This is a genomic window from Oceanobacillus indicireducens (genome assembly GCF_014647195.1).
GTDB lineage: Bacteria > Bacillota > Bacilli > Bacillales > Amphibacillaceae > Oceanobacillus > Oceanobacillus indicireducens.
The window spans coordinates 147,551-161,507 of record NZ_BMOS01000005.1; the positions used below are offsets into that span (position 1 = coordinate 147,551).

Genomic DNA, 13,957 nt, shown 5'->3' on the forward strand with positions numbered 1-13,957 from the left:
AAGCTATTTATTTCTAAATGAAAAATAGTGTACCAAGTTAGGCTTTCCCTCGGAGCAGTCCAGATACCTCGAGACTCCTGCAGGAGGCCGTCTAAGAACGGTCACGTCCTGTGACCAACGCCGGCATTAGAACTTCCTGTGCGTCGAAAGGCATAGGTGAGACCCCGCAGTACGCAAAGCGTACGAGGAGGCTCACCAGCCGCCTGCGGAAAGCGAGAGGTGTCTGGACTGCGGACCTCCAGATGGTAGTTGCACACACTTACGCTGGATGAAAGTGATGAGCAAGCTCTTCTAGGCATATAGTTTAAAGGCAGCAGATTCTGAATCCTAAGCTTCTTTTACAGTTTAGCAATAAATGTAGTTGCGGAAGTGGTAGGAAGAAATTATAATAAGATGGTGTATGTCGATGCAATTATAATTGCAATGAATATAGAGGTGTAGAAATGGAATTTAATATAGGCCCGCGAATGTTGAAGACTGGTATCGCAGTAACATTAACCCTTGTTATTACAAGTATGCTACAATTAGAACTCGAATTAGTAGCGGCTATTGCTGCAGTCTTAGCAATGCAACCATCCATCATGCGATCCTTCACGTACTTTAAAGAAGTAGTAATCGCGAACTCCGTAGCTGTTATCTTTTCTTTAATCGGGATCTTTCTGCTTGGTAACCACCCTCTATCAGTTGGAGCGGTAGTTATCATATCTATTGCGATTAACGTTCGCCTGGGCTTAAATAAGACCGTCAGTTTAACCGTGTTAACGATTATCACGATCATGCTGCAAAGTGCTGAAGGAATAAATGTCCCCTTTATTATTAACCGGGTATCCCTTGTTGTGATTGGGGTCGTATCTGCATTTATTGTAAATGCACTTGTCTTCCCACCTAATCACCAAAAGTTACTCTTTAACCGGATTCAAGATGCGGTTGATCAGACACTATTTTTACTACGCGTGATACCAAATAAAACGATGAGTGTTCCAACCCTTAAAACGGAAGACAGGGAAATTGAAAAAAAGATAACGAAAATCAAGGACTATTTTGATATCCTTGTCGAGGAACGCAGCCGCCTATTTATCCGGAACAAGATTCATTTTCTGCGGAGTATTGTCATCTATAAACATATGATTCGTGTTTTGGAGAAACAATATACACTCATTACCCAACTGGAGAAAAATATAGAAGAAATTGAAGCGATGAGCAGTGGGAAAAGTCATGTTATTAAAAAATTAATCAATGAGATAACAAACTACAGCGAGAACATCTTTTTACTATATCAAAATAAAATTGTCCTTGATCGTGACCTGCAACGGGAAACGAAAAATGCGATGCGGCTGACAATCAATAATTTGATTGAAGAGCTGCAAGGTTCTGGTTTTGACAAATGGACATACGTCTTCCCAGTAGCAAACAGTCTTATCGAATTATTTGCTGAACTTGATAAACTTGAAAAGTTCGTCCGTAAAAAAGAAAATCAACCAATAGATGCCTAGTTTAGAGACTGCTGCCACCTGGTTTCTGAACTAGGTTTTTTCTTTATGAAAAATGAAACATTTTGCTCTTCAAATTCGTATAAACAGGGGAGCAGAAAGTACTTATCAAGAGCTGTAAAGAGCGCCTTAGCTTACTTTCTGTTATCATTAGTAATGATAAAGATAAATAAGAGAGGGAGGGTTACATTGGATAAACAACCACGTACATTAACGCCGGAACAAATGGCAAAAATGAAGAAAATGGGGAAGTTTTTCGGCTGGATATTTGGAATCTTGTTAGTGGTAGGACTTCTATTTTTACTTACATTTAATTGGATTACCGACTATATATGGCTTGATAACTTAGGATTCGGTAGCGTATTTACCACTATTCTGGGAAGTAAAATGACACTGATTGGAGTAGGATTCGTCCTCTTCTTTATTGCGTCTTTCCTTACATTGCAGTGGATTCGCAGTTCTTACATCAATCATTTCCATGAAAGCCAGTTACCGCCATTTCTTGCGGAGAAAAAATTAAGCCGCTTAATTATCGTCGGTACGTCTCTCTTTGTTGGAATTTTAGGAAGTTCTGTCGTCCAAGGACTTGGATGGGAACCGCTGCTAAAATTTTTACAGCATGAAAAATTTGGAATAACCGACCCGCATTTTAATATGGACATTTCTTTCTATATGTTCGTCTTACCATTCTTGGAGTTTATCGTCTATTTAATCTTAACATTGGCGATCTTAGCTCTTCTAACTGTGATTGGGGCTTATTCTGTATTCCATATGTACCGCTTAAGTAAACGGGCCCAGCTCCATATAGGAGTTACAATCGGACTTGTAGGATTGATGGTGGCAGCGATTCATTTTCTGCAGCCATACCACACCTTACTATCAAACCAGGTGAATATATTCCAGACGAGTGTCGTATATGGTTTAAGCTATACCGATGAACTTATTAACATACCGAAAGCATATATTCTAGCGGGAGTTGCAATAATTGCGGCAGTATGGACAATTATTTCCTTATACCGTGGCAGAATTAAATCAGCAATTATACCAATCGCTGCTTATGTCGTCGTATTGATTGTGGGGCAGGGTGCATCGATGATTGTGCAGAGCTTCGTCGTTTCACCAAATGAATTCCAAAGAGAATCACCGTATTTGGAACGTAACTTGGAATTTACTCGAGCAGCTTATGATTTAGATGAGATAAAGGAAGAAGAGCACCCGGGAAATTATTCACTTGATGAGGCGATGGTAGAGAGGAATTCACTTACCATTGACAACATCCGAATTAATGACTCGCGGCCACTTTTAGATATCTATAATCAAATCCAAACGTTCCGGACCTATTATCGTTTTAATGATATTGATATTGACCGGTATGAAATTGATGGTGATTATCAGCAAGTGTTTATTGGAGCCCGTGAATTGAGTACGGAAGATTTACCAGAACAAGCCCAAACATGGGTGAACAGAAATCTCCGTTATACACACGGTTACGGAATTGCGATGAGTCATGTTAATGAAATTACGTCCCAAGGTCAGCCACAATATTTACAGAGAAATATTCCTGTTGAAGGAACGATTGATGTAACTCGTCCACAAATTTATTTCGGGGAAGAAGAGTATAACGACGTGATCGTTAATACGAAAGTGGATGAATTCGATTATCCATCCGGAGACGAGAATGTTTCCACCCGTTATGAAGAAGAAGCTGGGATTCAGTTGACCGGTCTCAATCGATTATTATTTGCCATTGATCAAGGGTCCTTCCGCTTCTTGGTATCCGATCAATTGGATTCGGAAAGTAGACTACTGAAGACCCGTAATATTATGGACCGTGTTCAAAAGATTGCTCCATTCTTTGAATATGATTCTGACCCATATATCTTTATTAGAGATGATGGAAGCTTAGCGTGGATGATGGATGTCTATTTAATCGCTGAGAACTATCCTTACTCCGAACAATTTAGCGGAGACAGTAACTACATCCGTAACTCGGTCAAGGTTGTTGTTGATGCATATACCGGGGAAGTTGATTTTTATATTGTTGAACCAGATGAGCCGCTCGTGAAGACATATCAGACGATTTTCCCTGATCTTTTCACAGAAGAGATTCCAGAAGATGTTCAGCGTCACTTCCGTTACCCGGAAACATTATTTAAAGTACAGTCGGAAATGTATGGTACATACCATATGTCGAACTTAGAAGTGTTTTATAACCGTGAAGACTTCTGGCAATTCGCTACAGAGAATTATTTCGACTCTGATGTTGTCATTGAACCGTATTATATTACGATGAAATTACCGGAATATGAAGAGGAAGAATTCATTCTTATGGTTCCATACACTCCTAGAAATAGGCAGAATATGATCGCCTGGATGGGAGTTCGGAATGATGGGGAGCATTACGGTGAATTATTCGTCTACACCTTCCCGAAACAGCGAAATATTTATGGACCGCAGCAAATTGAGAACCGAATTAATCAGGACAGTACGATTTCTCAACAGCTGAACTTATGGTCTCAAGGTGGTTCGGAAGTTATTCGCGGAAACTTGATTGCGATACCGATAGAGGACACGATTATGTATGTTGAACCGATTTATATCGAATCGTCCAATGAAACATCTCTGCCGGAAGTTAAACAAATCATCGTCGCTTATGAGGATCATATTGTCATGGAGACGACTCTGGAACGTGCAATGGAATCGCTCTTTGAATTAATGGATCCAGATGCAGGAACACCTCCAGCAACAGATGACGGTGACTCTGAAGAACTTCCAGAGGATGAGGACTCAATGCCATCTATCCCGCTTGAGGGAGCAGAAATGATTCTTGAACAATTCTCTACATTATTTGATGATTACCAAGAAGCATTATCTAGTGGAGATTGGGAAGAGGCTGGAAGAATTATGGCTGAGATTGAAGAAATACTCGCTACGATGGAATAAAATAATATGTGTTGTTCAATCTAAGACGGCGCAGGTAATTCCTGCCCGTCTTTTCTTTATTGATTTTAAATTTTAAAATAATAATGTATATTGATCAAAAATCTGGACATCCTAGTCTGGTGTAAAGGTAGTTGTTAAAAATAAACTATCAAATAGCAGTACCAGAGAGGTGTAAAGATGAATATTTCTTACAAAAAGCTAGGAATTGTCAGCTTATATATTGCTATCTTCCTAGTGGTTGTATCGATGTTGGTGACGGAAGAAGATGTCCATACAAAGGCAGCGAACACCCAACACGAAAATGGGGAAATGATACAGGAACAAATCGGACAGAGAGAAACAGCCCTATCAGAAAAAGAATTACAACATAGACAAGCACCAGTTACGTATATTTCAAGTGACAGTATTGAAGCACCACAATCATTAGAAGATGCAATCGATTTGGAAGCATATCCTACGGTCCAGGTCGTTGCGACAGGCTATACGGCAGGTTATGAATCAACTGGAAAAACCGAAACGCATCCAGAATACGGAATCACCTTTTCAGGGGTTACGGTAAAAAGGGATTTATATTCAACGATTGCAGCAGACTTAGATGTATTTCCAATCGGTACGATTCTCTTTATCCCGTCCTATGGATATGGTGTGGTAGCGGATAAAGGTAGTGCAATCCAAGGAAATAAAATCGATTTGTATTATGATACAGTCGATGATGTATTTAAGGAGTGGGGGAAACAAAAACTTGACGTTTATGTGATTGAAATGGGGAACGGCGAGTTAACGGAAGAAGCCCTCGCAGAACTTAATGAAGATGAAGCTCTCCAGGTATTTCGCTCAGAATTTACAGGAGAATAATAAATAAAAAAATCCAGAGAGGAATTAAATTTCCTTTCTGGATTTTTTTAAATAAACCAAGGATGGACAACAAACGCAACGATAATTCCTGTTATTGCGCCGAAGAAAACTTCAATCGGTTCGTGTCCTAATAATTCTTTTAAATCTTCTCGTCTTTCTTTATCCTCTTTCTTATTCCAGTCCCTGACATCTTCAAAAATAGTTTGTAAGTCGTTCATCAACCGATTGAGTACGACTGCATGTTTTCCTGCATGACGCCGAATGCCAGATGCGTCATACATCGTAATCACACTAAATACACAAGCGACTGCAAAAATGGTTGAGGTAACTCCTTCGACAATACCTACCGCGGTCGTAAGCGATGTTACTGCTGCCGAATGACTGCTCGGCATTCCACCTGTACTGAATGCGATTCGGAAAGAGAGCTCTCTTGCAACAATTAATTTAATCGGTATTTTTATAAATTGCGCAAAGACAATTGCAATTAAAGCAGCCCATAACGGAAAATTTGAAAAGATTTCCATTGCCTATTTCTTCCTTCCTGATTGTTGCCAACGTTCATTCAAGTTTACCATAACGGTATAACATCGTAAACAAAGCAATACAGAAGGAAGTAATTAACCCAACTTTCGCAGTTTGAAACACTGGCGCAAGAGTTTTTGCATACCCTACTTTCGGCTTTCTAATCGCCATTTAGTTGTCCGAGAAAAGTGAATGTGTCTGAACTGCGGACTGCATGGGCTTAGTGGCACTTACGCTGAATAAAAGTAATCAGTAGTTCAGTTAAACTGTCTTGATTTTTTTAGATGTGAAGGCTCAGGCTCTTGCTTTAATCCAGCTTGAAGGTACACGCTTGGCAAGCTGAACCATAAAGAAAGCAGCGACAAGGGAAAGGATCGTATCCTTAATTAAAAAGGGAACCATTCCGGCCCAAGCGATCAGAAAGGAAATCTCAAGATTAAGCCACGTATTCATCGCGAGATACATGTAAGATACTCCAATGACATAATTCAAAATGAGACCGGCGAGAGCACCTAAAGAATAACCAATCATCGATTCTTTATGAAACTTCTCGCTAATCCAGCCGGAAGCATAGGCGATAAATACAAAAGAAATAATAAAGCCACCTGTTGGACTTATTAAAGCAAAAGGTCCACCTTGTAATCCGGCGAAAATCGGCACCCCGCTCGCTCCGACTAGAATATATGTAATAATAGCAAAAGCACCAAGCCGTTTACCGAGCATAAATCCTGCCAAAATTGCAAAAAATGTTTGTAAAGAAAGAGGTACACTCGCTCCGCCAATTGGTATCGCTAGAAACGGAAACCAAACCGTAATATTTGCCCCTATCGCCATTAAACAAACGAACATTGCCCCAAATGTTAAATCAATTGATCTAATTCTGCTCATGAAAATTCCCCCTTTGTTACGATAGTACGAGGAAATTAAAACTTTGTCAACTCCAATCCAACTAGGGTGACAATGTGAAAGAGCATCCCAGAAGTTTGAGATGCTCTTTATCGATTTAATTATGCAGTTTCTAGTGCAATTTCAATCATTTCATTGAACGTTGTTTGACGTTCTTCAGCAGTTGTTTCTTCACCAGTTAGAATATGATCGGAAACGGTAAGAATGGATAGGGCGTGTCTGTTAAATTTCGCTGCGAGCGTGTATAAAGCTGTCGTCTCCATTTCCACCGCAAGTACTTTATAGGCTGCAAGTAATTCATGTACGGACTTGGCATTCTCGCGATAGAAGCTGTCACTTGTAAATACATTCCCGACTCGTACCGGCAAATTCTTATCCGACGCGGCATCATAAGCACTTTTTAATAGATCGAAATCTGCAAGAGGAGCATAGAAAATGTCTCCAAAGATAAGCTTATTAACCTGGGAATCGGTTGTTGCGCCTTGGGCAAGGATGACATCTCTAACTTGCACATCTTCCTGTAGTGCTCCACAGCTTCCAACCCGAATTAAATTCTTCACATCATATTCACTTATCAATTCATTGACATAGATGGAAATGGATGGAACACCCATCCCAGTACCTTGAACAGAAATATCTTTACCTTTATATTTCCCAGTGTAACCGTACATGCCACGAACTTCATTATAAAGCTTAACATCTTCTAAAAAAGTCTCGGCAATGTATTTTGCACGCAGTGGATCTCCTGGAAGTAATATTGTTTCCGCTATTTCGCCTTTTTCTGCACCGATATGTACACTCATGAATATGCCTCCTTAAACTATCTTAAATTAAAGGTATCACACTCAAAGATGAATGACAAATGACAAATAACAAACATTTTTATAAAAAATGATAGCCGTTTCACTGGTTATTAGTTTAAAAGTGGAGAGGAATTGTTTATAATGGGTATGAGGGTTATATTGTAACAATAGTTATGGTAAATTGATGGAAGGGAAGCGATAAATATGGAAACAAAAAACTTTACAATAACCGCTGAATCAGGAGTACATGCACGTCCAGCTACATTATTAGTGAACAAGGCGGGACAGTACAGTTCAGATATTCAAATTACGTATAAGGATAAAAAAGTAAACTTGAAATCAATCATGGGCGTTATGTCCCTTGGTATCCCACGCGGTGCAGAAGTAGAAATATCTGCTGATGGTAATGATGCAGAAGAAGCAATTGAAGGTATTACTTCAGTTATTAAAGAACATTTAGGAGAGTAAGTAAGGAGCGAAACGTGGACATTTCTATTAATTTTAGTAATCCACAGCATCTTTATTTTAAAATTTCCTAAGGAAAGAAAAAGGAAGCAGGAGAATGTCTCTAGCTTCCTTTTATGATTTTGAAGTATACTTCTTGTTCAAGACGCTCGAGCGTCTGTAAGGCCAGTCGGTTGTATGCACTGTCTTCTTCATTCAGCTTATTCCGGTATGTTGCAATTGCTTGTTCCAACGACGCAGCATATTCCGGTACCTCGCCATTAAATGGATGGACAGCTGGCTTTTTAACATTCATCTTCTCACGAAAGGCAAGTGCTTTCCGCTCATGAAAAAAGACATCTTTCGTCTCATACATATTATGTAGATCGCCTTGAAGTGGATGCTTATGGACAGCGAGTACTTCAATGAGGTACATGTCACCTCGATCTTCCTTCACTTCGCCGATATACGTTCCTGACCTATAATGCGCTTTTGCAATTTCCCCAATCTTCACTTTACCCATTTTTACAACCTCCCTTTAATTATTGTGCCAAATTCGTGAACTTTTTGCGAATAATTACCCCCTGTTGTCTATTAAAAGTTAATTTTGCTATACTAATAAATGAGGATGTGATGAAAGATGGATTTCTTCTATTTTCCAAGTGATAAATCCGAATTGATCATTCCGATACTCACTCTATTTCTTTTTATCGGACTAGCATTTGTTGCGGTGTACTTTATGGTGCGACGCTCGAAGAAGGAAGAAGAGAGGTTTGAAGAAGATTATAAAGAACGGATAGAGGAAGTAGAAAAAGAGTTGAAAGAATAATTAGCTGCTACAATCCAACGTTTAAAACTTTGCATTTTTTGGGATACTACAACTAGTAACCTAAAGGAGAAGCGATATGCGTTGGATTTTTTATTTGTTTTTAATTTTCTTAGCTGCCTGCACGTCTAATGCTGATGAAACGTTGAAAGAAGTGGCAATGTTGAATGTGGATGGCGATAAGCTTGGAACCGCAACTTTGACCGAAGACCCTGAAGGAGTAAGTATTAAACTCAAATTAGAAGGGGTGAGTCCTGGATGGCACGGGATTCACGTACATGAATATGCAAAATGCGAACCACCAGACTTTACAAGTGCTGGGAATCATTATAACCCGGAAGATAAAGAGCATGGATTAATGAACCCAAAAGGCCCCCACCTTGGTGATCTCCCGAATGTCGAGGCAAATGGAGATGGTAAGATCGATGAGGAGCTCAAGTTGCTGGACGCGACGCTATTAGATGGAAAAAACTCGTTGATTCGGGAAGAGGGAACTTCTTTAGTTCTCCATGACGGTCCGGACGACGGGTATACCCAGCCAAGTGGAGATTCCGGAGAGCGTATTGCTTGCGGAAAAATTACTCCCAAGTAGCTAAGTCAAGAAAGAAAGCGCCCGAATAGGCGCTTTTTCTAATTTTTCACGCATTAACGGTCTGTAATACCCCCACCTCTAAATAGGAGGGATGCCCAACATGTGAAGCTGGGGGATATACAGTCCGTAAATCCCTGATTCTGTTCAACTAACATTCAGTGGCGGAGGTAAGGAAACCCCCACTGAATGAAGTTTCACTTTATCTTATCTTCTTTTTTCTACTGCTTTAATTATTCGATTAACGGCTTCTTCCAGTGTAGAACGTGGGCAACCCATGTTCAGGCGCATGAATTGACTACCTTCTTCTCCGTAATCAATGCCTGCATTTAATCCGACCTTTGCTTCGTTTATGAAAAATTCTCGAATACCTTTTGCATCAAACCCAAGTCCACTGCAATCAATCCAAAGGAGGTATGTACCTTCCGTTTTCACTACTTTCAGTTCTGGAGCATGTTTTTCAAAGCTTTCTTTCACATATTGATAATGGCTTTCTAATAGAGCGGTTAATTCATCGACCCATGTAGCGCCGTGTGTATAAGCAGCTTGCATCGCAATTTGCCCCATTGTGTTTAATTGATTGTTGAAACCCTGTTTATTAAAGGCCTCATCTAATTTCCCTCTAACATCCAGATTGGGTGTCACGCAGTAAGACGCGGCTAGTCCAGGTACGTTAAAGGTTTTTGATGGAGCCATGCATGTGATCGTCTGATTAGCAATATCTTCAGATAGCGAGGCAATTGGAATATGCCTAAATCCGGGATAGGTGAGATCACCATGAATCTCGTCAGAAATAATCAGCACATCATGTTTCACGCATAATTTAGCCATTTCCTCCAGTTCTTCTTTCTTCCAAACCCTTCCAACCGGATTATGCGGTGAACAGAGGATGAACGCTTTTACATCTTTAAGCTTAGCTTCAAAATCAGTAAAATCAATTGTGTAATAATTATCTTCAAAAACGAGAGGATTTTTAACAATTGTCCGGTTATGTGCCTTAATAACATTGTAAAAGGGTGGATAGACGGGTGTCTGAATTAATATTCCGTCTTCCGGTTTAGTAAATGCTTGAATAGCCATATGTAGGGAGGTAACGACCCCATTGCTGAAAGATAACCATTCTGGCTGAATATTCCATTGGTGTCTTTCCTTATTCCAACGAACAACTGTATCTTTTAATTCATCGTCTGCAAGCGTATAACCATAGATTCCATGGCGTGCTCGTTCCATTAATGCTTCATTTACTTCTTTAGGCGCTTTAAAGTCCATGTCAGCAACCCACATTGGAATAACGTCAGTTGACCCGAAGAGTGTTTCTGCCATATCCCATTTTACGGATTTTGTATTTTTCCGGTCAATGTTTAGATCAAAATTTCCCATCAAACTACCTCCTCACAGTGTTATAGTTAATTATAGCAAAAAAAAAGCAAAGCGATATACGCTCTGCTTACAGGGGGAATACGAGAAAGTCTTACGGTAATAGTATTACCCCACCTATTAAATTATAAACACATAAACTAAAATATTTTTAAAAAACTCAACTTTAACAGTTTGAAGCAGTTAGATATTCCTCTGTAATCAAGTTAACCCGCGGATTATTATCATTCAGCGTAAGTGCTAATTTTTTCTGACTTCTCCGGGGAAAGACCTGAGTTGGAACACTTATAACCATGAAGTCTCGTTTTATAATCTTTCTTCTAATTTAGCTTTTTCATCTTCGAATCCAGGTTTCCCGAGTAGGGCGAACATATTCTTTTTGTATGCCTCAACACCCGGCTGGTCGAATGGATTGACGCCGAGCAGATAACCGCTGATGGCACATGCTTTCTCAAAGAAATAAACGAGATAGCCGAATGTATATGCATCAAGTCTTGGGACTTCAACGATCAAGTTAGGTACGTCACCGTCTGTGTGGGCGAGCATTGTTCCTTGCAATGCTTTCTCATTGATTTCATGTAATGTTTTTCCAGCAAGATAGTTTAATCCATCTGCATCGTTTTCCGCCTCTTCAAGCGTTAATTCTTTTCTTGATTCATGAACGCGAAGAACCGTTTCGAAAATATTTCTTCTTCCTTCTTGGATATACTGTCCAAGAGAATGCAGGTCTGTTGTAAAGTTGGCAGAAGAAGGATAAATTCCTTTCAAGTCTTTCCCTTCACTTTCACCAAAGAGCTGTTTCCACCATTCGGCGAAATATTGCAAGCTTGGCTCATAGTTGATGAGAAGCTCCGTCACTTTTCCTTTATTATATAAAATATTACGGATCGCTGCATACTGGTAGCTCGGATTCTCTTTTAAGTCAGGAGTTGCAAGATCATCCATCGCTTGTTTTGCACCATTCATCATATCGTCTGTATTAATGCCGCTAACTGCGATTGGAAGTAGTCCAACGGCGGTAAGGACAGAGTATCTGCCGCCAACATCATCCGGAATGACGAAAGTTTCGTACCCAGCTTCGTCTGCTACACCTTTAAGCGCACCTTTTTCTTTATCTGTCGTTGCAAAGATACGGTTTTTCGCTTCTTCCATTCCATACTTTTCTTCTAAGTATTTCTTGAAAATCCGGAAGGCAACAGCAGGTTCCGTTGTTGTTCCACTCTTAGAGATTACGTTGATGGAAAAGTCTTTGTCTTTTAAGAGATCAAATAATTCCGCAGTATAGGTTGAGCTCAGATGGTGCCCAACAAAAATAATTTGGGGTACTTTTCTATCATCTTTGGAAAGTAAGTTTTGGAAAGAATGATTCAACATCTCGAGAGCAGCACGAGCACCAAGATAGGAACCGCCAATTCCAATTACGAGTAAAATATCGGAATGCTCACGGATTTTCTCCGCTGCCTGTTTAATTCTTGCATATTCCTCTTTATCATAGTTCTTCGGTAAATCGACCCAACCGAGGAAGTCACTTCCTTGTCCTGTTTTCTCATGGACAAGCTCATGGGCCTTATCGACAAATGGTTGCATATGATGAAGTTCTTCTTCAGAGAAGAATGGTAGTGCTTTATCATAGGTTAGTGTAACTTTTGTCATATGTATTCTCCTTTTTTATTCGGATTTATTAGTTTAACTTTACGGGATTTACTTTTAGAAATCAAGAAGAAGAGACCGTCGTGGCGGATGTTCATTGTTTTGTCATAAAAAAATGTTCCTTTAAGTATTACTTAAAGGAACATTTCCAGCAAGGGCAATTTCGCCTTTGTTTATTACTTATTCTCTGATTGTTTTATCCATTCTTGTAGCTTGTCTTTTAATGTGTTAAATCCTGTAGTAGAATCATTTGATACTGTTTGATTGTTAGTGGAGGTTTTTGCTTGAGTTTCTTTCTTTGGCGCTTCTTCTGTAGCCCGAATGGATAGGGATACTTTGTTTTCCGCTTCATTTACTTCAAGAATTTTCACTTTCACTTCATCGCCAATTTTAAGATGATCATTAATATCATTTACAAATCCATGTGTAATTTCTGATATATGAACCAACCCTTGTGTCTCTTCATCCAACTGGACAAAGGCACCATATGGCTGGATTCCTGTTACCTTACCATCCACAATTTGACCTTTTTCTAGACTTTTATTCATGCCGAACAACTCCTATTATTTAATTCAACTCTATTCTTTTCACACAATTATCCATTTTAACATAAAAATATGATTCTAGCAAAAATCATAGAGTGTACGGGTTGTTCTGAAAAAGTGAAACTTCATTCAGTAGGGAATCCTTACCGGTGTATTACAGACCGTTAATACGTGGTAAAAGTTTATGAATAAACCAATTCATCTCGTGACTTCGGTCGTGAGAGGTTCAATTGATTGATTCTAACTCTTGCTTAATGCTTTCATAAACATCGTGCCAAAACTCGGTATTGTCACGGAAGGATTTACCGATGAACGTATACATTTCTTTCGCTTTATCCTCATGATCTGGCGCGTCTTTTGGTGGTAGAGCAGCGCGGGATTCGTCGACAAAATCTTGAAGTTTTGCAGCCCGAGGTCCCCATTTCGCGACTTCTTCACCAGCTTCATTAATGAAAATAAAGATTGGAATGGATCGGGCTGTTCCATTCGTTAAGTATTGATCCATTAATTCTAAATTATCATCACGGAGTAACATCCGTACTTCCAGATTCGCTTTTTCAGATATTCGTAATAGGATTGGAACATTCAGCATGGCATCTCCACACCAGTCTTCCGTTAAGACGATTGCTCGTAATTTCTTACTGGCAATTTTTTCAAAAAATGCTTCGTCTTCAGGTAAATTGAAGTTATCATAAATATGTAGGAGACCATCCTTGTTCTGCTTCATGCTCTCAATATAATCATCCGCTTGCATTGCTTGTTCGAACCATTGATTTAAAGTCATCGATACCCGTCCTTTCATGATTAGTCGCTTAAATTTTACCGATATCCACGCTTTAAGTAAACAAATTTGCCTTCTTTTGTTAAAATAGAATACAACTAAATGAATCAACCCTCCCAGTTTGCTTTCATTCAGCGTAAGTGTTTTGTGCATTCATTTTATTGGCGTTCTAATTATCGTTCAGTTGCCCGGCGGACGGATGCTTTCCACGGGCACGGCCTCAGCC

The 13,957-nt window shown here is 39.5% G+C and carries 14 protein-coding genes; 6 read left to right on the plus strand and 8 right to left on the minus strand.

The features are described 5' to 3' along the window. Positions 1–443: 443 nt before the first annotated feature. The 3 genes from IEX94_RS05230 to spsC all read left to right on the plus strand — a co-directional run bounded on the left by IEX94_RS05230 (position 444) and on the right by spsC (position 5,288). The gene (locus IEX94_RS05230) at positions 444–1,493 is read left to right on the plus strand and encodes an FUSC family protein (RefSeq protein ID WP_188856318.1); all 1,050 of its coding nucleotides are present in this window, start codon (positions 444–446) and stop codon (positions 1,491–1,493) included. A gap of 186 nt (positions 1,494–1,679) precedes the next feature. Next, positions 1,680–4,433: a UPF0182 family membrane protein gene (locus IEX94_RS05235; protein WP_308425580.1), complete on the plus strand. Its 2,754-nt coding sequence runs from the start codon at positions 1,680–1,682 to the stop codon at positions 4,431–4,433. A 177-nt stretch (positions 4,434–4,610) separates the two neighbouring features. After that, the gene (spsC, locus tag IEX94_RS05240; RefSeq protein ID WP_229782579.1) at positions 4,611–5,288 is read left to right on the plus strand and encodes a stationary phase survival protein SpsC; all 678 of its coding nucleotides are present in this window, start codon (positions 4,611–4,613) and stop codon (positions 5,286–5,288) included. 47 nt (positions 5,289–5,335) lie between these two features. On the opposite strand, the gene IEX94_RS05245 is transcribed toward spsC, so the two are convergent. The 3 genes from IEX94_RS05245 to deoD all read right to left on the minus strand — a co-directional run bounded on the left by IEX94_RS05245 (position 5,336) and on the right by deoD (position 7,519). Next, positions 5,336–5,812: a divergent PAP2 family protein gene (locus IEX94_RS05245; protein WP_156855590.1), complete on the minus strand. Its 477-nt coding sequence runs from the start codon at positions 5,810–5,812 to the stop codon at positions 5,336–5,338. 292 nt (positions 5,813–6,104) lie between these two features. After that, complete coding sequence (locus tag IEX94_RS05250; RefSeq protein WP_188856319.1) at positions 6,105–6,698, minus strand: biotin transporter BioY; 594 nt, start codon at positions 6,696–6,698, stop codon at positions 6,105–6,107. A gap of 119 nt (positions 6,699–6,817) precedes the next feature. Then, complete coding sequence (gene deoD, locus IEX94_RS05255) at positions 6,818–7,519, minus strand: purine-nucleoside phosphorylase (protein WP_188856320.1); 702 nt, start codon at positions 7,517–7,519, stop codon at positions 6,818–6,820. 204 nt (positions 7,520–7,723) lie between these two features. Between deoD and IEX94_RS05260 the strand changes: the two genes are divergently transcribed. Next, a complete protein-coding gene (locus IEX94_RS05260; RefSeq protein WP_156855587.1) occupies positions 7,724–7,987 on the plus strand; it encodes a phosphocarrier protein HPr in 264 nt (87 codons plus the stop codon). A gap of 100 nt (positions 7,988–8,087) precedes the next feature. Here the strand turns inward: IEX94_RS05260 and kapB are convergent, their stop codons facing one another. Continuing rightward, a complete protein-coding gene (kapB, locus tag IEX94_RS05265; RefSeq protein WP_188856321.1) occupies positions 8,088–8,486 on the minus strand; it encodes a kinase-associated lipoprotein KapB in 399 nt (132 codons plus the stop codon). Between the two features lie 117 nt (positions 8,487–8,603). Between kapB and IEX94_RS05270 the strand changes: the two genes are divergently transcribed. Both IEX94_RS05270 and IEX94_RS05275 read left to right on the plus strand, forming a co-directional pair. Beyond that, complete coding sequence (locus tag IEX94_RS05270; protein ID WP_156855585.1) at positions 8,604–8,792, plus strand: hypothetical protein; 189 nt, start codon at positions 8,604–8,606, stop codon at positions 8,790–8,792. Positions 8,793–8,868: 76 nt separating this feature from the next. Then, the gene (locus IEX94_RS05275; RefSeq protein ID WP_188856322.1) at positions 8,869–9,381 is read left to right on the plus strand and encodes a superoxide dismutase family protein; all 513 of its coding nucleotides are present in this window, start codon (positions 8,869–8,871) and stop codon (positions 9,379–9,381) included. A gap of 204 nt (positions 9,382–9,585) precedes the next feature. Here IEX94_RS05275 and IEX94_RS05280 read toward each other — a convergent pair whose 3' ends face one another. The 4 genes from IEX94_RS05280 to IEX94_RS05295 all read right to left on the minus strand — a co-directional run bounded on the left by IEX94_RS05280 (position 9,586) and on the right by IEX94_RS05295 (position 13,734). Next, positions 9,586–10,758: a MalY/PatB family protein gene (locus IEX94_RS05280; protein ID WP_188856323.1), complete on the minus strand. Its 1,173-nt coding sequence runs from the start codon at positions 10,756–10,758 to the stop codon at positions 9,586–9,588. 303 nt (positions 10,759–11,061) lie between these two features. Continuing rightward, a complete protein-coding gene (locus IEX94_RS05285; protein ID WP_188856324.1) occupies positions 11,062–12,408 on the minus strand; it encodes a glucose-6-phosphate isomerase in 1,347 nt (448 codons plus the stop codon). Between the two features lie 173 nt (positions 12,409–12,581). Then, positions 12,582–12,953: a S1 domain-containing post-transcriptional regulator GSP13 gene (gene yugI / locus IEX94_RS05290; protein ID WP_188856325.1), complete on the minus strand. Its 372-nt coding sequence runs from the start codon at positions 12,951–12,953 to the stop codon at positions 12,582–12,584. A gap of 223 nt (positions 12,954–13,176) precedes the next feature. Next, positions 13,177–13,734 carry a thioredoxin family protein gene (locus IEX94_RS05295; protein ID WP_188856326.1) on the minus strand — a complete coding sequence of 186 codons (558 nt, stop codon included), beginning with the start codon at positions 13,732–13,734 and terminating at the stop codon, positions 13,177–13,179. Positions 13,735–13,957 lie beyond the last annotated feature (223 nt).

Coding starts and splice junctions, on each gene's coding strand:
- IEX94_RS05270 (WP_156855585.1), top strand. CDS start 8,604: ATGGATTTCTTCTATTTTCCAAGTGATAAATCCGAATTGATCATTCCG.
- deoD (WP_188856320.1), bottom strand. CDS start 7,519: ATGAGTGTACATATCGGTGCAGAAAAAGGCGAAATAGCGGAAACAATA.
- IEX94_RS05285 (WP_188856324.1), bottom strand. CDS start 12,408: ATGACAAAAGTTACACTAACCTATGATAAAGCACTACCATTCTTCTCT.
- IEX94_RS05245 (WP_156855590.1), bottom strand. CDS start 5,812: ATGGAAATCTTTTCAAATTTTCCGTTATGGGCTGCTTTAATTGCAATT.
- IEX94_RS05280 (WP_188856323.1), bottom strand. CDS start 10,758: ATGGGAAATTTTGATCTAAACATTGACCGGAAAAATACAAAATCCGTA.
- spsC (WP_229782579.1), top strand. CDS start 4,611: ATGAATATTTCTTACAAAAAGCTAGGAATTGTCAGCTTATATATTGCT.
- IEX94_RS05275 (WP_188856322.1), top strand. CDS start 8,869: ATGCGTTGGATTTTTTATTTGTTTTTAATTTTCTTAGCTGCCTGCACG.
- IEX94_RS05260 (WP_156855587.1), top strand. CDS start 7,724: ATGGAAACAAAAAACTTTACAATAACCGCTGAATCAGGAGTACATGCA.
- IEX94_RS05230 (WP_188856318.1), top strand. CDS start 444: ATGGAATTTAATATAGGCCCGCGAATGTTGAAGACTGGTATCGCAGTA.
- kapB (WP_188856321.1), bottom strand. CDS start 8,486: ATGGGTAAAGTGAAGATTGGGGAAATTGCAAAAGCGCATTATAGGTCA.
- IEX94_RS05250 (WP_188856319.1), bottom strand. CDS start 6,698: ATGAGCAGAATTAGATCAATTGATTTAACATTTGGGGCAATGTTCGTT.
- IEX94_RS05295 (WP_188856326.1), bottom strand. CDS start 13,734: ATGACTTTAAATCAATGGTTCGAACAAGCAATGCAAGCGGATGATTAT.
- yugI (WP_188856325.1), bottom strand. CDS start 12,953: ATGAATAAAAGTCTAGAAAAAGGTCAAATTGTGGATGGTAAGGTAACA.